Here is a 26,068-nt window from a genome sequence, read left to right as displayed (position 1 = left end):
CCGGTGTAGCGTTTCGGTTCCGGCGTGCCGGGGACGAGGTTGATCGGCGGGTGGGTAATCCGCGCTCGGGGAGCAAACTCTGATTGCGTCAGCGGCGACTCAATCCGGCCTGTGTGCCGCCTCACATTCATGCATGTATCCGAGTTTGCACATTTGAGTCCCGGTTGTGAAATGCTTTTTTCAAAGAAAACTATGCATAACGGTTATGAGACTCATCGCATTTTGAGGCTGTAACCGGGTAGCGCCGGATAGAGGTCATCTGGTGAGCCTCCTGTTTAAGACCCTCGGATGTAGGGGCCCCTTCTCAAGCAGTGCGTTTCTGCGTAACTTAGGTGACCTTCGTCATGCAGTCAGGACTACGGTGGGTGGCGAAGATATGATCGAAGAATGACAAATCCTGGTATATCCAAGCACGTGCCTCTTTCTGAAGTGAAGCGTGTCCGCGTCGGGCATTTGCAAGAGGCGAAGAGGAATGGCGAGCGGTTTGTGATGCTGACGGCCTACGAGCAATACTCGGCGGAGATTTTCGATGAGGCGGGCATTGATGTCCTTCTCGTAGGGGACTCAGCATCCAATAACGTCTTTGGCTATCAGAATATGATTCCAGTGACTTTGGATCAGCTGCTACCGCTTTGTGCTGCCGTTACACGATCGGTGACGAGGGCGATGGTAGTCGCCGACCTGCCATTCGGTAGCTTTGAGGTTTCTCCCACACAAGCCGTGGAGTCTTCTATCAGGCTAATGAAAGAAGGTATGGCTCACGCGGTCAAGATCGAAAGCACGAAAGACTTTGCTCCTCACGTCGCCGCAATAACTCGCGCGGGAATTCCGGTGATGGCCCACATTGGCTTCACCGCCCAACGAGAGCATTTACTGGGCGGATACCGCGTTCAGGGCAGAGGCTCGGATGGCAAGCGGATCGTTGATGACGCTCTGGCTCTGGAAGAAGCGGGAGCGTTCTGCCTGCTCATGGAAATGATTCCAGCCGAAGTTGCAGCGGAGATAGAACGTACCGTAAGTATCCCGACTATAGGTATCGGAGCCGGAAGCTCGACAACAGGACAGGTTCTGGTTTGGCAAGATATGGCGGGCCTGCGCGGAGGGAAACCGTTTAAGTTTGTGAAACAGTATGCAGACATCAGAGGCACACTGTCCAGCGCGGCTGAAGCCTTTGCGACCGAAGTTCGTGAAGGTAAATTTCCGACCATTGACCACGAGTTCTGAACACATCTGTAACGCGGTGAGACGCGGAAAGGAAAACTTGGCGGTTTCTAACGAACAGTCGCAACACCTGAGGGAAAGTGGTGTTGATTAAGACGCACGGCGCGTCATGAACGAAATCTGGCGACTCCAGAGCTGATTGGAAAGGGTGCACGATATGTGGCCCTTCGCATTTGACCTGCATCCACGCGCGGCCAAGACCGACGCCCGAGACGCCTACATCATTGCTGGAGCCCCATGCCGCGCACCCTGCGCTCAATCGCGGTAGCCGACGAGCAGGCCGCGGAACTGTCGATGCTCTGCGGCTTCGACGATGACCTGGCCAACCAGGCCACGGCCGCCTCCAACCGGAGCCGCGGGCTCCTCACCCAGATCCATCCCCGCCTTGGAACGGGCCATCGGACCACACCCTTGGACCCACGCGTGATGGCCGGGCTGCTGCAAAAATACGCGCCGGAGGTGCGGTGCCGGCCCCGGCAGAACCGGGTCGCCGCGTTCATGGCCAACCCCGCCCCGCGGGTCGGAACGCGCTGGGCGGAAGTAATCTTCACCGCCCCGTCCGAGCAGACCGTGGTCGTGCCCGGCACCGGCCGTCGTGCTGCCCCAGCCGATGGCGCAGCTTGCCCAGCTGCGCGCCTCCCAAACCCAGTTCCTGGCCCAGGTAAAGAAAATCGTGGAAACGCACCCTCTTCACCAACTCCTGACGTCCCTGCCGGCGGTCGGCGTCAGGACCGCAGTAGATCATTCTTCGGCACCTGTTCCGCTTGAAAAAACATAGGGACACCCCGCAGCCGAACACCTCGTCCTGGGGTAACCAACCCGCGCATAACAGCATGACGGTGCCTCCCGTCGATCACGACGCGCCAGCCAATCGGGAAATGCAGGGAACGGACACTAAAGAGCGGTCCAGGACAAACCAGCCCTGGACCGCTCACCCTTGCCCTCTGGACACACCCACATATCAGGTGTACTGCCGCGAGGTGGGGCAGCTTGTTCGTTATTTCGACGGTTCTCGAACATAGGCGCCCTCTACCAGGGAGGCGCCGACGGGAGCAGCAGGTGCGCGCAGCGTTGCAATTGTTGCCACGATCGCTACGAGACTGATGTATCCGACGAGCAACCACGGCGAACCGCCGGCTGCAGTCACCAGAACTCCAGCCAGGAGGGGGAGAGGACCACCGAAGACCGACCCCGCTACCTGGTAGCCCAAGGACATTCCGCTGAGGCGAACCGCCGGAGGGAACAAAGTTGAATAGAACGATGTCTGGGCGCCGTAGCCCATGCCGTTCACGGCCGGCCAGATGACTGCTACGCCGATCAGTAGTCCGGCAAAATGCCCGGTGTCGATGAGAAGAAAAGCAGGAAAATATGCAAATATCGCAGCCACAGTCGCGGCCAGATAGACATTCCGAGAACCGTACTTATCGGAAAGTAAACCGCCCAAAGTAACAAACCCCAGGTAAACAAGCGCGGCGACTGCGACAGCGATCAGCACCTCCGTGCGAGCGAACAGGCCGTCTTTCGTCGCGTACGTCAGAATGTAAGTTGACATAGTGAAGAAGCCCACGTTGATAATTGCGGTGGTGAAAAAGACAATGGCGACAGACTTGCCGTGGAATTTCAAAGCGTTGAGGGCGGGGAAACGTACTATTTTGCCTGCCTCCACCGTCTGCTTGAACTCTTTAGTCTCAGGCAGGTTACGCCTGAGGTACTGGCCGACCGCAATGAAAACTATGGTTAAAAGGAATGGAATTCTCCAGCCCCAGGCCAGCAGTTGCTCTTCGGGCAGAAAATAAAAGAAGAGAGAGACAACGGTTGAAAGGAACAAGCCGATGGGCACACCCATTTGAGGAAAAGCTCCGAAAATCCCGCGTTTTCCTGTTGGTGCGCTTTCCACCCCTGTAACGGCAGCTGCGCCCCATTCCCCGCCACAAGCAAAGCCTTGTAGCAGTCGCAAGAACACCAAAATAATGGGCGCCGCGACTCCTATCGTGTTGTAGTCGGGCAGCAAGCCCATTGCCACGGTGGCACTTCCCATCAAGATCAAAGTTGCAAACATGATCTTTTTCCGACCGAAGCGGTCACCCAAGTGTGAAAATATTATCCCACCGAACGGCCTTGCGACAAAGGCCGTGGCGAATGTGGCTAAGGAGAGGAGCGTACCTACCGTCGGGTCCACTTGGGGGAAGAAGATCTTGTTGAAGACCAACGCTGCTGCTATTCCGAAAATGTAGAAGTCATACCATTCAATGGTGGCACCTATCATGGTGCCAAAAGCGACAGTGCGTCCCCTATTCGGTATTTCCGCTTCATTTTTTTCAGTAATCACAAATTCTCCTCTTTGGGCTGATGAGGGTTTTTTTCCTCACAGAATCGGATGGCCGGCCAGAAAGACTGATCGTCGCTTTTGAAGTCCTTGGTTATCCGGTAGTTAGTTTTCTCCTCGGAGTGAGGAGGTTTTACCGGTGGTTGACCGCTGTAGTAGCGGCACCACGGTCGTTAGAGCCGAGGGAAGCACGGTATGCCGGAGTGCGTAGAAGTGGCCGGAGAGTGATCACATCTGCTTGGCAGTATTCAGGGGTGGTCTCGTGCAGCTTGATGAAGCCACCACCGAAGACCTCGGCACGCCCAGACAGTCGGTACCTAAAGTCGTCTGGATGACCCGGATCGACGGGAAGAAGTCGGGGGAAGGCTGTTTTGGATACAAAATCCAATGTAGGTCGTGGTGCACATCACGTCAAGCTCTCGCATTGACTCATCAAGTGTGGGCGCGTAGCTGATTCGCTTGAAGGCTGACCTGAACCGACGTGCAGGGTCTATGCACTTGCCTTGCTCATCCACCGAATTCGGTGAGGTACGTTCGGCGAGCTTGGCCGCCTGCCGCTGCTAGCTATCAGGAGCTCGATGAGCCACCGAGCAGCACATATCCGGGTTGGGCATATCGCGGTCCAGGTTTAGGGGACCGGCAGAAGGAAGGTCAGTCGTCCTCGCAAACAGCTTCGGGCTATACCCAGCTTTTACGGGCTCTTCGTGGTTGGTGATGATCGGGTTCCGTGTCTTGAAAGCTGAAGGGCTAGTAGCCCTGCTTGATGTATGTTCTTCGAGCCTTGATCGAGCCTGCTTCCCGCGCCACGATGCTGCCACCGCCATTTCACCCTGCCCGATCAGCGCGTCACTGGGACTGACGCCCTCGCGTTCGCGCAGCGCCGGGTCTTCGTCAAAGCTATCGCTGAGCCTGGCTGCCCTTCCTATGGCGTGATCAGCCCCCGCGTGTATTCACGCCCGCCCCGACAGCTGGCCCTCGGACCGGGCAAGGAACAGGCTCAGCACCGTCTTCGTCACCGACGACGCCGCCGGGAAGCTGCGGGCCGCGTGGCTGGTCAAAGAACAGCTCCGGGCGCCGCTCTCCACCGGGCCTCTCGCCGATGCAGCTGCTGAGAAAGAACCACGCGAGCTCGCTCATGCGCTTTGTTTCTACCCCGGGAGGTCTGTGCGAGAGGTTAGCTGCCATCCGGTCATAACCGCTATGCATAGTTTTCGTTTGAAAAAGTCATTTCACAGGCTGTGCATACATGCGCAAACTGGATACATGTGGTTTACAACTACCACCGCGCAATTCTGGAGGGAAGGTAGACAATGTCAGGAGCATTGGACGGTCTTCGAGTCATCGAAGCCGCATCGTTAGTAGCTGGTCCCATGATCGGCACGTACTTCGCCGAGTACGGGGCGGATGTCATTAAGGTCGAGGATCCCACCAGGGGAGACGAGATCCGGTACTGGGGGGCGAAGAAGGATGATCACAGCCTGATGGCGAAGACTCTGGGCCGGAACAAGCGTTTCGCCTCCCTCAATCTTCGCGAAGCCGAAGGCCAGCGGTTGTTTCGAGAGCTCTGCAAGGACGCTGATGTCGTCATCCAAAACACCCGCCCGGAAACGCTGAAGCGGTGGGGTTTGAGCTATGAGGATCTGAAGGCTGTGAATGATCAGATTGTCGTCGTTCATGTAACTGGTTTCGGAGCCGGGGGCCCCAAGAGCAACGATCCCGGATTCGGAACGCTGGGCGAGGCGATGAGCGGATTCGCGCAGCTGACTGGTGAGCAGGATTCTCCTCCCCAGCTGCCGCGCTTCATGCTGGCCGACTATGTCGCCGCCACACACGGAGCTTTCGCTGCGATGATGGGTCTGCGCCATCGGGATCGGACGGGCAAGGGGCAGCTGATCGATCTGAGCCTGGTCGAACCCCTGTCACGCTATATCGAGATGTCGACGCTGATTTTTGACCAACTGGGTGTCAATTCGGTTCGCAACGGGAATCAGTGGGAGCACAGCGTACCAAGAAATGTCTACAGATCCGCCGACCACCGCTGGGTCGCCGTTTCGGCAAGCGCGCAGTCGATCGCCCACCGCGTCTTCGATGCAATCGGCCGGCCTGATCTGAAGACCAACCCCGACTTCGCCGATCCCGCTAATAGAATTCGAAATCGAAACCAGGTCGACGCGCTTGTTCAGGAATGGGCTTCCCAACGCAGTCTCGACGAGATCATGAATTCCTTCGAGCACCATCAGGTCGCCGCGGCTCCTGTCTATGACGCGGAGACCCTGCTAAGCGATGAACACTTCAGCCAGCGTGCAATGTTCGTTTCTATCCAGGATCCCGATCTTGGCGCCGTCAAGGTGCAGGCTCCAGTGGCACGAATGAGCGAATCGCCCGGCTCCGTCAAATTCCTCGGCAAATCGATAGGTGCAGACAACGAAGCAGTCTTCCTGGAGGAACTTCTTCAAAGCGACATGGCAGAGTATTTGAGGCTCAAGTCGCAGAACATCATCTGACTCGCCCGCCGCCGCCGCTCGAGCAGTCTCCATCATGGAGCATCAGCGGCTCCACCTCCTCGTTAACACCGGCGTTATATCCGGAGAACACTTCTGGAGGTATTAGTAATCGCTCTGATCACTTGCTTTGCGACATTTATTCTCGCAATCACTATGGTATCGCCGAATATCAGCGACGCCATCATCATCATCTATTGACTGAACTTGCAATTCGTTCCATGCCTCAACCATGAGAGCCACTGCGCAAGTCACCATTTGAAAGAGGACAGTAAATGACCGGATACAAGTCCGCATTTCGACCAGGTCTCTTTGAAGACCAGACCATCATTGTCACCGGAGGCGGCAGCGGGATCGGCAGATGCGTCGCTCACGAGTTGAGCTCCCTCGGGGCGCACGTAGTACTCGTCGGCCGCAAACAGGAGAAGCTTGACTCTGTGCTCGCTGAGATTGAAGAGGACGGCGGCTCCGCATCTGCTTACTCAGGTGACATCCGCGAAGAGGCGCGCGTGATTGAGATCATCGAGGCAGTACTCTCCGAAAACGGGCAGATCAACGGGCTTGTCAATAACGCCGGTGGCCAGTATCGGGCTGCACTGAACACCATTAAGACCAAGGGTTTCGAAGCTGTTATGCGCAGCAACGTGGTGGGCGGCTTCATCATGATGCGCGAGGTCTACAACCGCTACATGGAAAAAGACGGCGGAGCAATCGTGAACGTCATCGCCGACATGTGGAATGGCTGGCCAATGTATGGTCATTCAGGAGCTGCACGGGCAGCGATGTGGAACCTGACTGAAACTGCCGCCGCTGAATGGGGACATGCCGGAGTACGCGTCAACGCAGTGGCACCGAGAACAATCGCCTCGTCCGGCCTAGATACCTACGACGCCCAGGACAATGCCTGGTTCCAACGAGACCTGCGCAAGGAAGTTCCGCTGCAGCGCTGGGGTAACGAGTCGGAGGCGTCTGCTGCGATCACGTATCTGCTCTCCCCTGCTTCGGCGTTCACTTCAGGGTCGGTAATCAGGGTCGATGGTGCCGCGCCGAATGGTGCCCGGGCCTGGGTGGAACCCGAAGTGGCACGCAACAACAAACCTTTCGAAGCCTTCCACCGAGCAGTTACGCCCAAGATCCTCGGCGGGGTATAGGTCCGATACGACAGCAGTGGTGAAAAAAGACACTGATGACTCAATATGAATTCAGTCCGTTTACCTGACTTAAGGCTGCTTTTTGGGGAAGTCATTTTCCATCCGTGCCCTTAAACCAGGACACCATTGACAGATGAGCCGCGATTTACCCGACGAAGGTCCCGGAACCGGGTTTGGTTCCGGGACCTTCGTCATTTGGGGGCCGGGCGTGGCTTCCCGCTGATGTAGATGTCGGTGTGTTGGCTGGCGCATACTGCTGGTAACCTTCATATTCGGTTTGAAACTATTCGGCGTCGAGCCTCGCGACCAACTTCCCCTCGACACGAGCTTTAGTGGGCAGGCATTCAGCAATAATCGATGAGAAGCGGCCGCTTACTTCTGTTCGCGCCGTCGTCTTTTCCGCTCTGTCAAAGCAGAGCTCCCAGGGCTACGAGAAGCACGACAGGCATGGCGACCATCAGCGGTCTGAGAAGCTCTGGAAAGGTAGCGGCAAGTATTGCCAAACCAAAAGGAGCCACCGCTGGCAAAATGAAGGCAGCTCCCAGCTTCATATCGATGCATTCTGACCAGCCCCGGGACTTTCCCTTCCCATCTGTGCTGATGCCAAGCCGTGCGACTTTCAGCAGGATGCGCCGAACCACGTGGACTGAGGTGGCTTGGCCTTGGACAACGCTCCCGTCCTAGGTTTCAGCCATTATCTGCCGGTTTGATTTCTGGATAGCGGGCGATTGAGGCGCCGCTGGTGAAAGATTTGGGTGTGAGGAATGGATTCGTGCTAAACGTGGAGGACTGCCCCTGGGCCGGTTTGGGCAGCCTGAGGAGGTGGCCCCAGCAACGGTGCTGCCTGCAAGCTCTCCGGAGGAAACCTTTATGTCGGGCAGACGTTAGGCCCGGAGTCAGCGACGTCATGCCTTGACGAGATAACCCGCGGCCCTGGGGCACTGACGGATTAGCAGTGGTCCCTACATCACTCGCCCCGACTCGGCACAAACGAAAACGCGAAAGGCTAGCACCTTGGGATGCATATCCGACTTGGAGTCCCTGACATGAATGACATGCGCGCCCACAGGCAGGTGTTGCGGTGGATAGAAGACCGGTTCTCGAACGGACAGATAGAGGTCGGTGATCGGCTGCCTGCCGAGCGTGCGCTGGCTGAGCAGCTTAAAGTATCCCGCACGTCCGTCCGGGAAGCGGTAAGGATTTTAGAATCGATGGGAGTCGTCCGGGCTGGAGTTGGCTCCGGGCCCGACGCTGGCACCGTGGTTACAGCCGATCCCACTGCAGCACTGACTTCTGTGCTCCGGCTCCACGTCGCGACATCCCACCTGCCGGTGGTCAGCATCGTAGACACTAGGGTGCTTCTGGAAACCTGGGCCGCCGGCAACGCGAAAAAGGAATCGCCGGCACTAAGAGAAGCCGAAGCTTTGCTGGAGGAGATGCAGACGGTTGGGGAGGCGGCTGCCTTCCTTGAACTGGACGTCCGCTTTCACCTGGCCTTGGTCAGATCTGCTGAAAACCTCGTGGTGGACGTTCTGATGGCGTCCCTTTGCGGATCCATCCGAGACTACACAACGCTTGTTGCGACGAAGCTCAGCGACTGGGAGAGTGTACGGGTCCGGCTGCAGGCCGAGCACCAGAGGATTCTCTCGGCATTGCAGGAGGGCCGCCGTGACCAGGCCTCCGAGCTGGTGGCGGAACACATCGAGAGCTACTACACCTAGGATTCCAACGAAATAACGGCTGCCGGCCAAGTGAGGCCGACAGCCGCCGGATACGCCATGCAGCCCCGTAGCGATCGGCGTTCATCCTCGTATCAGGGATGGGGAGCAGGTCCGCGGCCGGGGCCCTAAATGCTTGCTTCCCATGCGTAGTCAACCCATACGTCGACATGGTCGCCGCGCATGAAGAGCTTGCGAGTCAGCGCACCACCGGAGCTGAGCCAGAGGATGTTATCATCGGCAGTAACGGCATCAATGACTCCTTGGTCTATAAGAACACCCATGTTCCTGATCTGTACCCACCTGCCAACAAGCGGCTTCCAGTCGTCATGGCGGTGGTAGGCCAACTTTTGTTCCCTCCTGATTCATGTCCCCGACGCCGCGCCCGGCCCTCGGGGTGCACCGTTGCGAGTTTCAGCATGCCGGCGCCGGGGCACTCCTGTCCGACCTCCTCTTATGAGGGAGGCCAGGTTGATTAGCTGATGGGTGCCAGTGAACTGGTAGCGGTCTGCACACCCTTGCAATTCAGCACGTTCGCGCCGCCCGAGGCCAAGCCCTCTTCCGATGCAACGACGCTAAGCGTCTGGACGCCCACCATCGGCGCAAGCAGCCGATAAGCGAAGGTCTTACCCGTCAGGCCGATGCCGGAGCGCCTCAAGAGTTCACCCATCATGAGCGCTTGCAGGGGCCCGTGCACGACCAGCCCGTCATAGCCTTCGTGACCTGCATAGTGGTGGTCATAGTGAATGCGATGGGCGTTGTATGTCAGGGCCGAGAACCTGAACAGCAGTGCCTCGTCGACCTTTAGGTCCAAGCGGGCCTCGCGCTCGGGAATCTCTCCTGGCATCGGTTCTGGCTGCGTCCCGGAAAGCTGGCCACGGTAGACAATGTCATTGTCTTCGATGATCCGTACTTCACCCTTTTGAGTGACCTCGTTGCGGACAGTAACGAAGGTGAGCGGACCCGTTTTGCCCTGCTTCGTCGTTGTCCTCAGGACCTGGGTTAGGCGCGTCGCCTCCTCGCCGAAGCACAGATTGCCGTAGGTCGTAACGCGTCCCCCGGCAAACATCCGCCTTTGCCCAGATGCCGGCGGAGCCGGTACACCGGACGTGGGGTGGCCGTCGGGTCCCAAATCATTATGCGGTCGCCGCGCCAGAAGGTAGACCCAGTTCCAGAGGGGCGGGAGGGTATGGTCTGGTATCTCGGCACCGATGAGGTTGGCTAGTGCGATGGCCGGCTGAGGGGTAAGCAGCTCCGTTATGCGTTCCTGTTCCATTCTGCTCATCCGGCTCTCACAATGATTCGTTCAGCCCTGGCGATGACCGGCGCGTCAACCATTTGACCGTCGACGCGGACCGCTCCTCCAGTGCTCGCTGCCAGAACCCGCTGTGCCCATGCGACCTCTGTCGAGCTGGGGCTCATGGCTTCGTTCACCGCCGGCACCTGTCGCGGGTGAATGCAGAGTTTCCCCGTGAACCCCAATGACCTTGCCTGGATGGCGGCATGGCTGGCTGCGTCTGCGTCGTCCAGGTCAGTGGTGACGCTGTCTATGGGCCCGGCTACTCCGGCATAGCGGGAGGCCAGAACCAGTGCCGATCGAGCGTAAGCCATTGCTTCGGGCTCAGGGGATGCATCAATGTCGAAAGCGAAGTCAAGGTGTCCAAATGCTAGCCGCACTACTCCCGGCGCAGAAGCCAAGTCGGCGGCGTGGAGGATTCCTGCCGCCGTTTCAACCTGTGGGATCAGGGCGACGCGGGGACCTAGTCGACGATGAAGGTCATCCAACACAGTGGCATCGCTCGCCATCGGTAGGATTACGGCCTGCAGCCGGGGGAGGTCCGTCAGAGCGTAAATGTCATCCTGATAGTGGTCACTGGTGACGTCGTTAACCCGAACTGCAGCGGCGTGGTCGATACCTTCCGAAAGCCAATTTACCGCGTTGGTGCGTGCATCTGCTTTGTCCTCGGGGGCAACGGCATCACCGAGATCGAGAATGACAATGTCGGTTCCGCTTTCTGCGGCTTTGGGAAAGCGGTCTGGTCGTGTCGCGGGGACAAAGAGCCAGGAGCGGGCCGACTCGGCGTTGAACGTTTTGGTGCTACTCATGCTGCCTCCGATCGTAGGCTCAAGTCAGCGAGCCTTTCTTCTGTAAGTTCCGGACCTTTTACTTCGCCCGATGGGGCTTAGCGGGTCAGCGGAGCGGGCTCCTGTGCCCCTCCCGACCAGTTCTTGTCAGGCTGCGCAACCGGGCGTGCTGGCTGCTCTCCTCCCCTGGCGGCGAGGTAGTTCTCCTTCGGCACCATGACCTTGCGCCGGAATATGCAGACCACCTTGCCGTCCTGGTTGTAGCCGATCGTTTCGACATGGACGACGCCTCGATCGTCCTTGCTCTTCGACTCCCATTTGCCCAGCACCGTCGTCTCCCCATAGAGGGTGTCTCCGTGGAAGGTTGGTGCAACGTGCCGTAACGACTCGATTTCAAGATTGGCAATGGCTTTGCCAGAAATGTCCGGAACGGACATACCCAGCAGCAACGAGTACACGTAGTTACCGACAACAACGTTTTGCCCGAAGTCGCTGGTCTCCTGTGCGTAATGTGAGTTGATGTGCAGGGGGTGGTGGTTCATGGTGAGCAGACAGAACAGGTGGTCGTCATACTCTGTAACCGTCTTCCCGGGCCAGTGCGCGTAGGTCTCCCCTACGGTGAACTCCTCAAAGCTACGGCCGAACTGCATGTGCTCTCCTATCCTTAGATGCTGATACTCCGCTTCCATATGCGGGGCGGGGGTCGAGGCCTTTGCCCGGCCAACTTCCCCGCTACTGGCCGGGGGTCGGCTGGTCTCCATCGCGTGAGCGACGCCGAGCAGGGTGCTCTCGTCCATAGGTAATGCGCCAAGCTGGATTCCGACGCCAGCCCCCAAAGTGTCGAAACCCATAAGGTCTTTCACTGCGAAAGTCCGTCCACCCAAGGGCAACTCCTCCCCGCGGTCCAGACGCTTCTCTAGGTCTGAAGCAGCAAAGTTAGCCTGGTCCGCCAGTACGGCGGTGAAGGCGTTAAGCCCTTTCAACTCCGCGGCCACGGCGATGGCCTGTTCCACCTTGTCTCTCAACGGTTCCCGGGCCCTTCCGCCAGCGCCAAGACCGGTGGCAGGCCGTGGCGCTACAAGGGGCGAGGGCGCGGCTGCTGGCGAGATGGCGGCGGTTACTGGTTCACCGCCTTGAGGATATTCTCCGCGCGGTAAACGATGGGGTAGTCGACGAGCCTGCCGTCCACCATGAGCGCTGCGACTCCCTGGTCTTCGACTTCGGCAAAGGCGCGAACGATGTTCTCGGCCTGCACGATCTCCTGGGGGGACGGTGCGAATCCTTCGTGTGCCAGTTTGACTTGGGTTGGGTGGATAAGCATCTTGCCCCGGTAACCCAGAGTCCGTGCCTGACGGCACTGGGCAAGGAACGCGTCGGGACTCTTGATTCCTAGGAAGGGCCCGTCCAGGGGAGGGGTAATGCCTGCAGCCCGGCTGGAATTGACCAGCGAGCTACGAGCGTACAGCAGTTCATGGGCATCAGGAGTGTGATCGATGAGATGGATTCCGACGTCAAGCATGTAATCGACAAAGCCGAAGATGCCGGCCTCTACACGTGGAGATGCGCTGAAGATGTCAACGGCGCGGTGGACGCCGAGGGCGGTTTCAATGAGGGGCAGAATCTTGATGCTGCCTTTGGCTATGCCCGCCTGTGCTTCGGCTTTGTTGAGCGCGTCGTCGACGGCGGCAACGGATTCTGCATCATCGGTCTTGGGCAACACGATGCCCTTAAGGTTAGGGTGCACCACAGCTGCCACGTCATCGAGGGTGCGTCCGGTGCCCATGCTGTTTACTCGGACGTACACGTTGTTCGCTGCAAACAGTTCAGAGGAAACCAGTTCGAAGGCGAGGTCACGGGCGTAGGTCTTCTGGTCGTCGCTGACCGCATCTTCAAGGTCGATGGCCGCAGCGTCGGCACCATAGTTGGGGATCTTACGAACCTTCGCCGGTTCGGTAGCCGGGCAGAAGAGAAGGGACCGGAGAACAGTCATAGTACGGCCTTTCTAGTGGCCGCAGTAATTTACGGCCTTTGTGAGAGTTGGTCGGCCAGCCCGTAGCGCTCACAGATGGCGCGCAGGGGCCCGGCCGGTTCGTAGTCAGGTGCGAGGGTGTAAATCTGATCGGTGATGGAGGCCAGGATGTGCCCGGCGACTGCGTGCTCGGTTGCCTCAGCGTCGCGTGCCAGCCACAGCCTCGTGATTTCCTTATGTTCGTCGGACGAGAGCAGTACGTGCTGCTCGTCCCGCCAGTAATTGAACCGGTATCGTGAGAACTTTTCCCAGACGCTTACCGTTAGCTTCGTCAGCTCCGTGACAGGCCACTCGGGCCCGGCGCCGTAAATCTCCAGGTGGTAGTCGGTGTTCAGCTCCTGGAAATCAGCCAGTGGAAGGTAGACGTCCTTTGAGTGCCACTCCTGCACCAACCATTGAAGCCTGACGGCGGCTTTCTCATCGTGGGTTGCAGCAGCGATCCTCGCCGCCGTCGGCTCCAATGCAAGGCGCGCCGTGCCAAGAGCCGCTACTTCTTCCACCGAAATACCCGCAATAACAATGCCCTGTCGGGGGTGGCTTTCGAACCAGCCCTCCGCCTGGAGCCTCCTGAGCGCTTCCCGAAGAGGTGTCCGACTGACGCCCAACCGGTTGGCAACGTCCTCCTGACGGATGCGGCTGCCTGGTTTGAGCTGTCCGGTCATCACCTCGAGACGCAGTGCGTCGGCGATGCGGTCTACCAGAGTTCTAGTGTCAAGGCTGCTCACTCCTTCAGTATAGTTGTATAGTGGGTTTTGGATCCAATATCCAAAATCGGGTTTTGGATCCAATATCCGAAATAAGGATACGTGAGGGCCGCCCACATCTGCAAGGCCCGAAAAAAGGCAGGGTTTTTCCGGCACGAGCGCCGGAAACCTAAACGTTGGAAGGTGAAAAATGGTCACGGAGATTCCGGATGGCGCGAACAAGGGCCGTCCTAAAGTAGCTGCACCCACGACTGTAGAAACCGGCCCTCTGGCAGGGGTTGAGATAACTGAATTTTCCGCGTTCGTTGCTGCACCGCTTGCAGGAATGACGCTTGCCCAACTTGGTGCCAACGTCACACGGATCGACCCCATAGGCGGCGGACCCGATCAATTCCGCATGCCGGTGGACTCAAGCGGACGGAGCCTTTACTGGGCGGGGCTGAACAAGGCTAAACGCAGTGTCGAACTCGATCTGAAAGATCAGACGGACCAGCAAGCTGCCGCCGCCTTGATCAAAAAGTCGGGCATCGTCCTCACAAACCTCCCTGATCGAGGGTGGTTGGCCTGGTCCAACCTCAAAAAGCTGCGGGATGACCTGATCTGCGTCCGCCTGATTGGACAGCCTGACGGGTCTCCAGCAGTTGACTTCACGGTGAACCCCTCGAGCGGATTCCCGAGCGCCACGGGACCCTCCCTGGAGCCGGTCAACCACGTTCTTCCGGCATGGGATGTCGCCGCCGGACTATATCTGGCTACTGGCCTATTGGCGGCCCTACGTAATCGCGAACTCACGGGCGAAGGGCAGGAGGTCCGCCTATCCCTGACAGACGTGATGCTGGCAACAGTGTCAAACCTCGGTTACGTGGCGGATGTCCAGGTCAATGGCCACTCACGGCCCCCATTGGGTAACGAAATCTACGGAACCTTCGGAAGGGACTTTGCGACGCTAGACGATCGCAGGGTGATGATCGCAGCGCTCACTGACCGTCAATGGAAAGCGCTCACTACAGCAACCGGGCTGGGACCCGAACTGACGGTTGCAGGGCAGGCCATGGGCGAAGACGTCGCCAACGACCGTGGAAGATGGGGCGCTCGTCGCGCCCTCGCTGCGGTTCTTGAGCCCTGGTTTGCCGCCAGGTCTCTAGATGACGTCGTTCAGCGGCTCCGCGAAACAGGGGTTCTGTTCGGCATCTACCAGGACTTTGCGCAGCTAGTGGCCGAGGACCCCTGGTGCTCGGAAAGCAACCCCATGTTCGCCCAGGTACAGCACCCGGGCACCGGCACCTATTTGACTCCCGCTTCGCCGCTCGTGTTTTCGCGCAGCACACTGCCTCGCCCCTTGCCCGCACCCTCTTTGGGGCAGGACACCAAGGACGTACGCAAGCATGTGCTGGAGCCGGGAATCAAGGACAAGGTGCTGCCATCCCCGCCAGGGCATTGACATGTCCTCCAATGCAGGTGCCGGGAACGGTGGCTGTGGAAGGGTCCGGGGGAGAGGATAAACCGGTCACGGCCGGTACCACAGACTAAATTCTGGCTAATTCAGGCAGATCATCTGTCTCTTGGCCCTACAGTGCCGCGTGCAGGGTGCGTCGGCATGTGGTGCGGTGAGCGGATTCATAGAGCGCGAGAAGAAATCCAGTCCGCCGTTCGGGCCTGAACCCCATGATGGACCACAGGGCGAATGCGTCGTCATGGAGGATAAGTACTCGCTGCATCCCGGGCCACGGTTCGTATCAACCCCCGTACACCTCTATTTAGAAGGACTGTGCCGTGCCTATGTCTAACGACCAAAGCAGGACCGACGTACCTTGCTCCACATTGATGTCCCGGGGCGGCAACTAATCGTGAGCGGGGCTACAGTGCCCCCGCCGGGGCCGGCGCACGGTCGCCCGGGACGGCGGGCCACAGCTCTAGCGATGTTCAGCACGGTGGTGGTCGTCCTGCCCGTCTTCCTTGCTGGCGGACTAGCCGTCCAGCTCGAAGAGCAGCTCGGGGTCAGCCCCGCCATTCTGGGTGCCGCTGTCGCCGTGTATTGGGGCGTCTCGGCGCTGCTGTCGGCGGCCTGCGGGCGCAGCGCTCGGAGGCTGGGCGCGCGAAACGGAATGCTGTTATCGGTCTCAATCGGGCTGGTGGCCCTGCTGGGCTTAGCATTGGGAACTCCGCACTGGGCGTGGCTCTTCCTGTGGCTGGCCCTCGCGGGAGTGGCCAACGCATTGTCTCATCCTGTGTCCAACGAGTTCATTATTGACCAAGTATCCGTCCGGCGCCGCGCATTTGCTTTCGGCCTTAAACAAGCAGCTATTCCCGCTGCCACGCTCACCGCCGGCCTATCCGTCCCCCTGCTTGCCCTCACAGTCGGCTGGCCATGGGCCTTTGCCGGGGCGGGGCTCTTCGCCGGTCTTCTTCTCGCCGCGTTGGCCATAGTGATGCCGCGGACGCCACTCACCAGCCAATCGCAACGGGGGCCAAGGAAAGCAAGGACGCCTCTGCCGTCGGTCCTTAGGTCCTTTCTGGTGGCCGCTGCAGCCGCCAGTGCACTGGGTTCAGCGGGGGGTAATGTACTTGGGGCCTTCACTGTTGCCACCGCGGTGGAAACAGGCTTCGATCCCGCTGCTGCCGGCCTGCTGCTCGGGCTCGGCAGTTGTGCCGGCTGCTTCATGCGACCACTAGTTGGCATAGCAGCGGACAAAGGCATCGGCGGGTCCATGACCACCGTCGCCATGATGCTCACGGCAGGGGCTGCGGGGATGTTGGCCATGGCCTCCGGCCATAAAGTAGCCTTCGCCGTCGGCTGCGCCATGGCCTTCGGGTGCGGCTGGGGATGGAACGGTCTAATGCATTACGTCGTTTCGCATCGAGCGCATCCTCACTCCGCCCAGGCGACCGGAATCGCCCAAAGCGGAACATACATCGGCAGCGCGGTAGGCCCTTTTGTGTTCGGATTCATCTTTACTGCCATCGGCCCCAATGGCGGTTGGATCTGTGCGGCGACCATAGCCGTGCTGGGGGCCGCGGCAGCAATGACTGCACGACGACTCGAAAAACGGCTGGAAGCCTCCGGTTTCTGACCAGGGCAATCCGAACCAGCTTCGGATTGTCATTCCCCCTGCTCATTACCGATCACCGATATCCGGCCTTTCGTTAAGTAGAGTCGCCCGGGTTTGGAGGAGCGCCACTAGTTAAGGCCCTGGCGCCGTGCGGAGCTGCAGACTGTTGCGTGCGGAGCTGCAGACTATTGTTAGAGACATCTGGCGCTGAAGACGTGAATCGATCGCCAACGAGACTCAAGATTGGCCGTTGGGGTTTGCCAACTGGACTTCTTCATTACTTCTGGCAATGTTGCGTCCGCCACAGGTGTTTGCATACGGGGAGTAGGCACAGGGATCCTTGCATGACCTAGTTTTTAGCGCTTGTCAGCGCGTGCCCAACGAAGGACACCACTTATGACTGACGTTCTCTGGTTTTCTGATCTTGACCTTTCTGACCTTGACCAGGTTGGCGGCAAAAATGCTTCTCTTGGCGAAATGGTTCGTAGCCTGGCCTCTGCGGGGGTGAAGGTTCCGGACGGTTTTGCGACGACGGCCGATGCTTATCGGCGGTTTTTGAGTGAGTCGGGCCTGGATGCCCGGATTGAAAACATTCTCGAAGGCCTGGACAGCGGGGATGTGGCCGCGTTGGCCCGCATCGGCCAGCAGATACGGGACCTGATCCGTGCTGCTCCGTTCCCGGCCGGCTTCGAAGAGGAAATCCATTCCGCCTATCAGCGTTTGACCGAAGGGCATGGCGGGGATGTGTCGTGGGCGGTGCGTTCGAGCGCCACGGCCGAGGACCTGCCGGATGCGTCCTTTGCCGGGCAGCAGGAGACGTTCTTGAACATCCGGGGTATCGAGAACATTCTGTTGGCGATCAAGGATGTTTTTGCATCCTTGTACAACGACAGGGCGATCGCCTACCGGGTCCATCAGGGTTACACCCATTCGGAAGTGGCGCTGTCGGCGGGTGTGCAGCGGATGGTGCGTTCCGATGTCGGCGCGTCCGGTGTCATGTTCACCGTGGACACCGAGACCGGGTTCAAGGACGCTGTGTTCATCACATCCTCCTACGGGCTCGGTGAAGCCGTGGTGCAGGGCGCCGTGAACCCGGACGAGTTTTACGTCCACAAACCCGCCCTGGCTGCCGGACGCCCCGCAGTGCTCAAGCGCGGCTTGGGGGAGAAGGCCTTACAGATGGTGTACACGGACTCCGCTGAGGTGGGCAGGACGGTGGATTTCGTTCCGGTCCCGGAAGATTTGCGTAAGCGTTTCAGCCTGAGCGATGCCGAGGTTGAGCAGCTCGCCCAGCACGCGGTGGCTATTGAGGCCCACTACGGCCGGCCGATGGATATCGAGTGGGGCAAGGACGGTGTGGACGGGGAACTGTACATCCTGCAGGCCCGCCCCGAAACGGTTGAGTCCCGCAAGGTCTCCGGCACCGTCTCCCGGTACACGCTCTCGGAGCGTTCGGCGGTGTTGGTGGAGGGCCGCGCGATCGGCCAGCGGATCGGTGCCGGGCAGGTTCGGGTCCTGTCCTCGATTGACCAGATGGCCTCGTTCCAGGAAGGCGATGTCCTGGTGGCGACCATGACGGACCCGGACTGGGAACCGATCATGAAGAAGGCGGCCGCGATCGTCACGGACCGTGGCGGGAGGACCTGCCACGCCGCGATCATCGCCCGGGAACTGGGCATCCCCGCTGTTGTCGGCACAGGTTACGCTTCCCAGATCCTCAAGGACGGGACTCCGGTCACGGTTTCCTGCGCCGAGGGCGAGGCCGGACTCGTGTATGAGGGGTTGCTGGAGTACACGCTGCAGGAGACCAGCCTGGAGACCATGCCGGAAGCGCCGGTGAAGATCATGATGAACGTCGGCACCCCGGAACAGGCGTTCAGTTTCGCCAAGCTCCCCAACCACGGTGTTGGTCTGGCCCGGCTGGAGTTCATCATCAACCGCCAGATCGGCATCCACCCCAACGCCCTGCTCGCCGTCGCAGGCGAAATCGAGCGCCCGGCAACCCTGGATGACTACACCGTGCGGCAAATCCGGGAAAGAACCGCAGCCTACGACGGCCCACGGGACTACTACGTCCGGCGCTTGGCCGAGGGGATCTCGACCATCGCCGCGGCGTTTGCGCCCGAACCGGTGATCATCCGGCTCTCAGATTTCAAGTCCAACGAGTACGCCAACCTTCTGGGCGGCCCGGCGTTCGAACCGGAAGAGGAAAACCCGATGATCGGATACCGGGGCGCCTCCCGTTACCTGTCCGCATCGTTCCGACAGGCGTTTGAACTTGAATGCGAGGCCCTGAAGTATGTGCGGAACGAGATGGGTCTGAGCAACATCAAGCTCATGGTCCCGTTCGTGCGGACCCTGGACGAAGCCCGCGGTGTCACCGAGCTGCTCGCCGCCAACGGGCTCCGCCGGGGCCAGAACGGGCTGGAGATCGTGATGATGTGCGAACTCCCCGCCAACGCACTCCTGGCTGATGAATTCCTGGAGTACTTCGACGGGTTCTCGATCGGCTCCAACGACCTGACCCAGCTCACCCTAGGTCTGGACCGTGACTCCGCATTGGTCGCCGACGGCTTCGACGAACGGAATCCGGCCGTGACGAAGCTCCTGGAAATGGCCATCGCCGCGTGCCGGGCCAAGGGCCGGTACGTCGGCATCTGCGGCCAAGGTCCCAGCGACCACCCGGACTTCGCCGAATGGCTGCTGGAACAGGGAATCAGCTCGATCTCGCTGAACCCGGACGCCGTGACCGAGACCTGGCTGCGCCTGGCCCGCTCCGGCAGCCCTGCCGCCGTCTAAATGGCCGAACCGCAAGCTGTGGGGGCGGGCAACCCATCCGCCCCCACAGTGTTCTTTCTTTCCGACAGCACCGGCATCACCGCAGAAACCCTCGGCAACACACTGCTCACCCAGTTCCCTGCCCAGCGGTTGGAACGGCGGACCATCCCGTTCATCACCACCGTCGAACAGGCGCGCCAAGTGGTGGCCGCCATTGACCGGGTCGCCGTGACCGGGCCCCGGCCGCTGGTTTTTTCGACAACGGTCAGCCCGGACGTTCGAGCTGTCCTGTCTCAAAGCGCCGGGCACTTCTTCGACCTGTTCGGCGCGCACATCGGCCAGATGGAACAAGCCCTCGGGTCCTCCGCCAGCGGACTTCCCGGGCAAGCCCACGGCGTCGGGGACGCTGTCCGGTACCAGTCACGAATGGCTGCGGTCGAGTACGCCATCGAGCACGACGACGGCCAGTCCCTGCGCGCGCTCGAACACGCCGAACTGATCCTGATCGCCCCCTCCCGGTGCGGAAAAACCCCCACCACCATGTACCTGGCACTGCAGCACGGCATCCTCGCAGCCAACTTCCCCCTGGTAGAAGAAGACTTTGACAGCATGGCTCTTCCGAAGCCCCTGCTGCCGTTAGCGAGCAAATGCTTCGGGCTCACCTCCCAGCCCGTCAGGCTCAGCCAGATCCGCCAGGAACGCCGCCCAGGAAGTAACTACGCCTCACTTCACCAATGCACCTTCGAACTACGCAACGCCGAATACATGTACCGGGCCAACAACATCCCATACCTCAACTCCGCCACCATGTCAGTCGAAGAAATCTCCGCCACCGTCCTCCAACGCATGCAACTACACCACTAAACAGGCTCACGGCGTCCTGTGTCTCGTGTCAGAGGTGGACCCCTTACAAGCCCTTCCCTCGCTATTTCGGTACGCCGATCGTGCGTTGCCACTAATGATCCGCGAGCGGCGTGAGGTATTCAGGTAATCCTCCTGGGGATTGCAAAGTCACCGAGCCCGTGTGGCAGGTTCTATGAGCCCCCCATCCAGCAGGCGGGTTCGGTAATTTCCCACAGCATTGGGCCGCATGGCGGTTTACTTGCCGATATGCATGGTGGAGGATGGGCCTGCATATTCTGCCATAGCCTGCAAGAACTCACGATCCCTGCCAGACGTTATTGAAAGTGCAGCTTCTATGACCACGCGTTCGTTTCGGCGGCGGGCGGCCGTGGCCGCCCTGTCCACAGCTGCAGGGTCCAAGCCACCAGGGATCTTTTCTGCTTTCTTGGCTCGCGTGCAGAATGACTTGGTCAGGCGCCCCCGGCAGCCGATGGTTGGCGGTCAACTACGAGCTCTGCCCCGGTAGGCTGCGGTTCGGCGCGGGTGGCGATGATACGTGTCCTGGTTGAATCCATCCGTCACCGGGCCAGGTCCACACCGACTCCGAACCGGAGAGCGACTTGCCCATTGGTCTGGCCTTCGCGCGCAAGGAGCTTGGCTGCTTCGAAAGGGACGAGCAGTTCTCCGGCGATTTCTGCCGCTTCGCCTTCCTGCCCTGGGTCTGCGACGCGGCAACCGCGTTCGTTGACAGGCTCGTACCGAAGCATGCTCACCGACGACGTGGGCCAGGGCTTCACGCAGGCCCTGACAGCCATGGAACCGCTGGATCGGTACGGTGAGCCTCAGCTCCCCGTACCAAGGGATCCTTTGGGTCCACGGATAGCGTCGGCGAACGAAATTTACTCGACATCCAAGAGCGCCGAATCTGTCCCGTCCCATAACTTATGAGCCGATTCCTTATCCTTACTCGGCTATTCGCTAGCCGCTGGACGTACTCCTATTCCAGGAACCGTGAACGCCGCTGTGCCAAGTGCTGGCGGGTAGGTGAGGTCTTTCTCTATCTCGGAGGGTCTTGCCCTGGTTCTGTACGCGAGTTGGTTCAGGGCTGGCCGAGCGTTTGCACGTCGTGGCGTTGAACGAACGAGCTGAGATGATCTCCAAATAACGTTGGACTCACCAGCTCCCGCTACGTCTTCGGATGCAGTTTGGCCTGTGCCACGAGTTCAGTCATCCACGGCCGGTGCCCGCGGTGGAGAACTATCCCTTCGGGCAAACCCTGAACTGTTGCGACTGACTTGGCAATGTCGATGGTGATCCGGCCTCCGGCCAGCGGCGCGTTGGTGATATGCAGATCACCGTAGGACTCCGGCAGCACAGGATCCATCCATAGGCCACCGCGGGAAACATGGGCGTCATACCGCATGAGGGTCGTCACCAGACGGATCGGCGTGGTCGCGGCCCAAGCCTGCGGGGAGCACGCCGTCGGATAGGGGACGGGTATCGTGAACTGTTCCCGACTGAAGCCGCAAAAAAGCTCCGGGAGCCTGCCGTCCGAGTACTCGGCTGCTTCGAGCAGAGCCGTGGAGATACGCTGTGCCTCCGCCACGAAACCGTACCGGAGCAGGCCGGTCGCGATGATGGCATTGTCATGCGGCCAAACTGAGCCATTGTGGTAGCTGGCGGGGTTATAGGCACGCATGTCGCTGGCCAGGGTCCGCACGCCCCAGCCGCTGAACATCTCGGGGGACATCAGACGTTCGGCCACCATAGGGGCCTTATCCTCATCCACGAGGCCCAGCCATAGGCAGTGACCCATATTTGAGGCGCACGCGTCGACCTGCCGCTTCCGGCCATCGAGGGCGACAGCATAGTACCCGCGCTCGGGCATCCAGAACTGCTCGTTGAACCGTTTCTTCAGCTGCGCCGCAAGCTCGGCGAGTTCGTTCCCCAGAGCTGTCTCGCCGGCGTCGTACGCCATCCAGGCGCGCGCCTGATACGCCGTGTAGACGTAGGCCTGGACCTCGCAAAGAGCGATCGGAGGTTCGGCCAGCGTGCCGTCGGCGAAGTTGATACCGTCCCAGGAGTCCTTCCAACCCTGATTGATCAGCCCCTGCTCGTTGAGGCGCTGATACTCGATAAACCCGTCGCCGTCCTTGTCCCCGTAATCCCTGATCCAGTCCAGCGCCCGGTCGGCATGGGGCAGCAGCGCGGCGATGGTGTCCTTGGCGAAGCCCCAGCGGCTGACCATTCCGAGCACCAGCACGAACAGCGGCGTCGCGTCGACGCTGCCGTAATACGCGGACTTCCCACCCAGGGAAAGCCCGCTGGAGACGTCAAGCCTGACTTCGTGCAGGATCTTGCCCGGTTCCTCTTCGCTCGTCGGATCCACCACTCTTCCCTGTCGATCCGCGAGCGTCTGCAGAGTACCTAGGGCCAGGGAGGGGTCTACCGGCAGCGCCATTGACGAAGCCAACAGCGAGTCCCGACCGAACAGGGTCATGAACCAAGGAGCGCCGGCGGCCACTACAACACGGTCCGGATGGCTTGGGTCCTCGATGCGAAGCGCGCCCAGATCATCGTAGCTGCGCTGCAAGGTCCGTTCAATGGACCGGTTTCCCATTTGCAGCACCGGTATCTTGGCCACCCACTCCTGCCGGCGCCGGTCACTCGGAGACAGCTCACCGGCGTTCGGATGGACAAACAGCCCGTCGGGGTCGATTCCTTCCACGAGGGGCACCACCCTCAGCTCCGTGGTCCATTCGTCCTGGGGCGCGACAACCGTTCGGTAAGTCAGGGCCTCCGCCGTGACGTCGGCGCCCTCGGTTTTGACGACGACCCCCTTCCGGACGTTCTGCCAGAGAGCCCTGATGATCAACGAATCACCGTCCGCTTGCCGGGTTTCTTCCCATCGGCGCGGAATCCGGGCCTCCTTGACCTCGAAAAGATCCGCGAAATCGGACTCAATTCTCAGGGAAACAAGGCATTCTGCAGGATTCAGGCCATAGTTCCGAATCGTGATCTGCTCCAAAATCCCTGCAGCCACGTCACGCAGCCGCTCCACGATCAACGGGCTGTCCGCATAACCGTCCGATCGGGTGACGCGGCCGGCAAAAAGAGCACGGTACGGCTGCTTCGTCTCCGCCGCCAACGGCTCCAACGCCTGGCCGTTAACCGTCAAAGTCCAACGCGAGAGGATGCGGGTGTCCTCAAAGAAAGCACCGTGCGGATAGTCGGGATTGATGTCCCCGTTTGGCAAGGAAATGCAAAAGGACGTGCCCTCTACCAAGGTGACCGTCCCGGGACCTAAGGGCCCGGCCGCCGTGTCAGCATTCCATCCAGCCATCCCCGGCTCCTCCAAATTGACCCGAAACGCATTCCCGATGTTGAGTCGGAGCGCCGGCTGCCGCCTTCATGGTTCCGATTGACGCTACGCCGGTCTTCACCCAAGCGCCAGAGGCCGCATTGACTCATAAATAACCTCCACGAAGGGCGATACGTTGCCTCATAAATAATCCTCCGGCCGCGTGGGTCGGTTGCCGGGTGGGCGGATGGGGCTACGCCGGGTATGGGATTGACGATGGCTGAGCGGAAGGCCGTGACGAAGCAGCTGGCCAGGTCCTATCGGGCCGGTGACAGGTTCCGGAAGGGAAGGATTCTGGACCAGCCACGAAGGCGCCAACAGTTCCGGGCAGTTCTGCTTCACGCTCACGGTCACGGACATCGCCACCGGCTGGACGGTGAACAGGTCCGTGCCCAACAAGGCCCAGAAGCATGTCTTCGCATCCCTCCAGCAGGTCATCTCTGCCTTCCCGTTCCCGGTGATCGGCATCGATTCGGACAACGGCGGCGAATCAATATCGATCTTTTCGACTTCTGCCAGGAGCAACGGATCACTTACACCCGCTCACGTCCCTGCAACAAGAGCGACGGCACACACGACGAACCACAAAACTGGTCCAGGGTCCGCGATCAGGTCGGAGCGGTAGGAGTGCGCCTGAGCAACCTGCGCTACTCGCGCAGGTTACCCCGCGTGCCTATTTGTTGTCGGCTGCCGACATGGCGGCCTCTCGAGCACCCGCGTTGGCCAATGTCTTGTCGCGTGCCTCAGCTTGGGCGATCGTCGAGATCCACTCGCCCTTCCACGGAAGTGGCTCGACGGCATCTAGGTCTACGTTTTTCGTCTCGGGAGCAAAGCAAACTGCGATGACGCCTAGCAGCGCCGAACCGCTTGCGAGCAGGGCAAGCGACCACAGACTGCCGTTGCTGACATGGATCAGCCACGCGGCGAACACCGGTGTAGCCCCTGAGAGGAAGACCGACATCGTCTGGTAACCGATGGAAATTCCCGAATAGCGCACTTTCGTTGGATAAAGTTCGCAGTAAAAGGAAGCCAACGGTGCGTAAACTACCGCGTTGCCAAGCACGAGGAATAGAGTTACACCCAGGGTGATCAACACTGGGTGCCCAGTACCGATCATTTCGAGTAGCGGCCATGCAAAGATCACCACGAAGAACCCACCGCAGAGGAAGACCCTCTTCCGGCCGAGCCTGTCACTGATCGCTCCAATAATCGGGATCGTCAGCATGGTACAGGCCGCACCGATCATGACTGCCACGAGGCCGTACTCGCGCGGGACGTGGTGATTGGTTTGTAGATACGACAGGACGAACACGGTGAACAGGTAGTAGTTACCAGCCTCTACGCCACGGGCAAAGATGGTGATAAGCAGCGCACGCCCGTTCGATTTGAAGAGCTCTACGATCGGGGTCTTCGGATGTTCCTTTATCTTCTCCAGCCGCTTCTTCTGCTCAAGAAATGCCGGCGACTCTTGCGCGGAGAGGCGGATCCACAGGCCAACAGCCGTGAGAACGATCGACGCGAGGAACGGGACTCGCCACCCCCATTCTACGAACTGGTCTCCAGTCAGTGCACTGGCCGCGGTTATGGCCGCTGTACCAAGGAGTAGGCCCGTCGACGGACCAATTTGAGGCCATGATCCATAGAAACCGCGCTTGCCCTTCGGTGCGTTCTCAACAGCGATGATGGCTGCACCACCCCACTCCCCGCCGACAGCAAAGCCCTGGGCGAATCGGAGAATGCACAGCAGGATGGGTGCCCCAATGCCGATCTGGGCATAAGTCGGAATAAGGCCGATGCCGGCCGTTGCCGCAGTCATGATCGAAAACGTCAGGATCAGAGTTGATTTACGGCCGATGGAGTCACCCAGGTGACCCGATACTACGGCACCTATCGGGCGGGCCGCGAAGCCAACGCCGAAGGTAGCAAGAGATGCGATAAGCCCCACGCCTGGCTCAAGCGATGGAAAGAACATCGGCCCGAAGACAAGGGCTGCTGCGGCCGCGTACACGGTGAACTCATACCATTCGATAACGGCACCGGCAGTGCTCGAAATGAGCGTCTTTCTACGCGCCGTCTTACTGACCGGCAACTGTTCCAATTGCATACTTTCCTTTCGCCCGCTCCCTGTGCTCAGGGTCGCGGAAACTTGGGTTGCGCGGGCACAATGCCCGGTCCCCGGAATCACATCCAGGATGACAAAAAAGCGAGAACACCTTGATCGAGCGGTCGGTCCCCGGCGCTTGAGTTCCTTCGCCTCCCCGGGCTTCGTCCGGTGTAGCGTTTCGGTTCCGGCGTGCCGGG

The 26,068-nt window shown here is 59.9% G+C and carries 18 protein-coding genes and 1 pseudogene; 10 read left to right on the top strand and 9 right to left on the bottom strand.

Annotation, left to right across the window (positions count from 1 at the left end; all coding sequences use genetic code 11):
- The first annotated feature begins 387 nt into the window (after positions 1–387).
- Complete coding sequence (gene panB / locus ACIP90_RS18230) at positions 388–1,224, top strand: 3-methyl-2-oxobutanoate hydroxymethyltransferase (protein WP_400580978.1); 837 nt, start codon at positions 388–390, stop codon at positions 1,222–1,224.
- Between the two features lie 172 nt (positions 1,225–1,396).
- Positions 1,397–1,609: pseudogene (locus tag ACIP90_RS18225) on the top strand (transposase); the annotation flags it as partial.
- Between the two features lie 609 nt (positions 1,610–2,218).
- Here the strand turns inward: ACIP90_RS18225 and ACIP90_RS18220 are convergent.
- A complete protein-coding gene (locus ACIP90_RS18220; protein ID WP_400580977.1) occupies positions 2,219–3,550 on the bottom strand; it encodes an MFS transporter in 1,332 nt (443 codons plus the stop codon).
- A gap of 1,307 nt (positions 3,551–4,857) precedes the next feature.
- On the opposite strand from ACIP90_RS18220, the gene ACIP90_RS18215 reads away from it, so the two are divergent.
- From ACIP90_RS18215 to ACIP90_RS18205, 3 genes are all read left to right on the top strand, one after another.
- Positions 4,858–6,051 carry a CaiB/BaiF CoA transferase family protein gene (locus ACIP90_RS18215; RefSeq protein ID WP_400580976.1) on the top strand — a complete coding sequence of 398 codons (1,194 nt, stop codon included), beginning with the start codon at positions 4,858–4,860 and terminating at the stop codon, positions 6,049–6,051.
- Positions 6,052–6,323: 272 nt separating this feature from the next.
- Entirely contained in the window at positions 6,324–7,199 is an 876-nt protein-coding gene (locus ACIP90_RS18210) for an SDR family oxidoreductase (protein ID WP_400580975.1), read from the top strand.
- Between the two features lie 1,046 nt (positions 7,200–8,245).
- The gene (locus ACIP90_RS18205; RefSeq protein ID WP_400580974.1) at positions 8,246–8,920 is read left to right on the top strand and encodes a FadR/GntR family transcriptional regulator; all 675 of its coding nucleotides are present in this window, start codon (positions 8,246–8,248) and stop codon (positions 8,918–8,920) included.
- Positions 8,921–9,392: 472 nt separating this feature from the next.
- Here ACIP90_RS18205 and ACIP90_RS18200 read toward each other — a convergent pair whose 3' ends face one another.
- The 5 genes from ACIP90_RS18200 to ACIP90_RS18180 form a co-directional block, all read right to left on the bottom strand.
- Positions 9,393–10,202: a MaoC family dehydratase N-terminal domain-containing protein gene (locus ACIP90_RS18200; protein ID WP_400580972.1), complete on the bottom strand. Its 810-nt coding sequence runs from the start codon at positions 10,200–10,202 to the stop codon at positions 9,393–9,395.
- The gene (locus ACIP90_RS18195; protein ID WP_400580971.1) at positions 10,199–11,023 is read right to left on the bottom strand and encodes an HpcH/HpaI aldolase/citrate lyase family protein; all 825 of its coding nucleotides are present in this window, start codon (positions 11,021–11,023) and stop codon (positions 10,199–10,201) included. Before ACIP90_RS18195 ends, ACIP90_RS18200 begins: the two co-directional genes overlap by 4 nt.
- Positions 11,024–11,100: 77 nt before the next feature.
- Positions 11,101–12,015: a MaoC/PaaZ C-terminal domain-containing protein gene (locus ACIP90_RS18190; RefSeq protein WP_400580970.1), complete on the bottom strand. Its 915-nt coding sequence runs from the start codon at positions 12,013–12,015 to the stop codon at positions 11,101–11,103.
- A 104-nt stretch (positions 12,016–12,119) separates the two neighbouring features.
- On the bottom strand, positions 12,120–12,992 hold the full coding sequence (locus ACIP90_RS18185) for an HpcH/HpaI aldolase/citrate lyase family protein (protein WP_400580969.1): 873 nt from the start codon (positions 12,990–12,992) through the stop codon (positions 12,120–12,122).
- 29 nt (positions 12,993–13,021) lie between these two features.
- A complete protein-coding gene (locus ACIP90_RS18180; RefSeq protein ID WP_400580967.1) occupies positions 13,022–13,756 on the bottom strand; it encodes a GntR family transcriptional regulator in 735 nt (244 codons plus the stop codon).
- A 247-nt stretch (positions 13,757–14,003) separates the two neighbouring features.
- Here ACIP90_RS18180 and ACIP90_RS18175 point away from each other — a divergent pair, with 247 nt between their 5' ends.
- From ACIP90_RS18175 to ACIP90_RS18160, 4 genes are all read left to right on the top strand, one after another.
- Positions 14,004–15,176 carry a CoA transferase gene (locus tag ACIP90_RS18175; protein ID WP_400580984.1) on the top strand — a complete coding sequence of 391 codons (1,173 nt, stop codon included), beginning with the start codon at positions 14,004–14,006 and terminating at the stop codon, positions 15,174–15,176.
- A 478-nt stretch (positions 15,177–15,654) separates the two neighbouring features.
- Positions 15,655–16,806, top strand: a complete 1,152-nt coding sequence (locus ACIP90_RS18170) for an MFS transporter (RefSeq protein ID WP_400580966.1) — start codon at positions 15,655–15,657, stop codon at positions 16,804–16,806.
- A 375-nt stretch (positions 16,807–17,181) separates the two neighbouring features.
- Positions 17,182–19,584, top strand: a complete 2,403-nt coding sequence (gene ppsA / locus ACIP90_RS18165; RefSeq protein WP_400580965.1) for a phosphoenolpyruvate synthase — start codon at positions 17,182–17,184, stop codon at positions 19,582–19,584.
- A complete protein-coding gene (locus ACIP90_RS18160; protein ID WP_400580964.1) occupies positions 19,585–20,427 on the top strand; it encodes a pyruvate, water dikinase regulatory protein in 843 nt (280 codons plus the stop codon).
- Positions 20,428–20,984: 557 nt separating this feature from the next.
- Here ACIP90_RS18160 and ACIP90_RS18155 read toward each other — a convergent pair.
- Entirely contained in the window at positions 20,985–21,203 is a 219-nt protein-coding gene (locus tag ACIP90_RS18155; RefSeq protein WP_400580962.1) for a hypothetical protein, read from the bottom strand.
- 389 nt (positions 21,204–21,592) lie between these two features.
- Positions 21,593–23,749 carry a glycogen debranching N-terminal domain-containing protein gene (locus ACIP90_RS18150; RefSeq protein ID WP_400580961.1) on the bottom strand — a complete coding sequence of 719 codons (2,157 nt, stop codon included), beginning with the start codon at positions 23,747–23,749 and terminating at the stop codon, positions 21,593–21,595.
- Between the two features lie 286 nt (positions 23,750–24,035).
- On the opposite strand from ACIP90_RS18150, the gene ACIP90_RS18145 reads away from it, so the two are divergent.
- Positions 24,036–24,392, top strand: a complete 357-nt coding sequence (locus tag ACIP90_RS18145) for a hypothetical protein (RefSeq protein ID WP_400580959.1) — start codon at positions 24,036–24,038, stop codon at positions 24,390–24,392.
- Positions 24,393–24,440: 48 nt separating this feature from the next.
- On the opposite strand, the gene ACIP90_RS18140 is transcribed toward ACIP90_RS18145, so the two are convergent.
- The gene (locus ACIP90_RS18140) at positions 24,441–25,871 is read right to left on the bottom strand and encodes an MFS transporter (RefSeq protein ID WP_400580958.1); all 1,431 of its coding nucleotides are present in this window, start codon (positions 25,869–25,871) and stop codon (positions 24,441–24,443) included.
- Positions 25,872–26,068: the final 197 nt, after the last annotated feature.

The organism is Arthrobacter sp. NPDC093139, assembly GCF_044754165.1.
In the GTDB taxonomy this organism is placed as follows: Bacteria; Actinomycetota; Actinomycetes; order Actinomycetales; family Micrococcaceae; genus Arthrobacter.
The sequence above is the reverse complement of the archived record's forward strand: the minus strand, read 5'-3'. Positions and strand labels throughout refer to the sequence as shown.

Bases quoted from the DNA above. Each gene is read 5' to 3' on its own strand.
- panB (WP_400580978.1), top strand. From the start codon at position 388: ATGACAAATCCTGGTATATCCAAGCACGTGCCTCTTTCTGAAGTGAAG.
- ACIP90_RS18150 (WP_400580961.1), bottom strand. From the start codon at position 23,749: ATGGCTGGATGGAATGCTGACACGGCGGCCGGGCCCTTAGGTCCCGGG.
- ACIP90_RS18210 (WP_400580975.1), top strand. From the start codon at position 6,324: ATGACCGGATACAAGTCCGCATTTCGACCAGGTCTCTTTGAAGACCAG.
- ACIP90_RS18205 (WP_400580974.1), top strand. From the start codon at position 8,246: ATGAATGACATGCGCGCCCACAGGCAGGTGTTGCGGTGGATAGAAGAC.
- ACIP90_RS18140 (WP_400580958.1), bottom strand. From the start codon at position 25,871: ATGCAATTGGAACAGTTGCCGGTCAGTAAGACGGCGCGTAGAAAGACG.
- ACIP90_RS18160 (WP_400580964.1), top strand. From the start codon at position 19,585: ATGGCCGAACCGCAAGCTGTGGGGGCGGGCAACCCATCCGCCCCCACA.
- ACIP90_RS18185 (WP_400580969.1), bottom strand. From the start codon at position 12,992: ATGACTGTTCTCCGGTCCCTTCTCTTCTGCCCGGCTACCGAACCGGCG.
- ACIP90_RS18195 (WP_400580971.1), bottom strand. From the start codon at position 11,023: ATGAGTAGCACCAAAACGTTCAACGCCGAGTCGGCCCGCTCCTGGCTC.
- ACIP90_RS18215 (WP_400580976.1), top strand. From the start codon at position 4,858: ATGTCAGGAGCATTGGACGGTCTTCGAGTCATCGAAGCCGCATCGTTA.
- ACIP90_RS18170 (WP_400580966.1), top strand. From the start codon at position 15,655: ATGTTCAGCACGGTGGTGGTCGTCCTGCCCGTCTTCCTTGCTGGCGGA.
- ACIP90_RS18200 (WP_400580972.1), bottom strand. From the start codon at position 10,202: ATGAGCAGAATGGAACAGGAACGCATAACGGAGCTGCTTACCCCTCAG.
- ppsA (WP_400580965.1), top strand. From the start codon at position 17,182: ATGACTGACGTTCTCTGGTTTTCTGATCTTGACCTTTCTGACCTTGAC.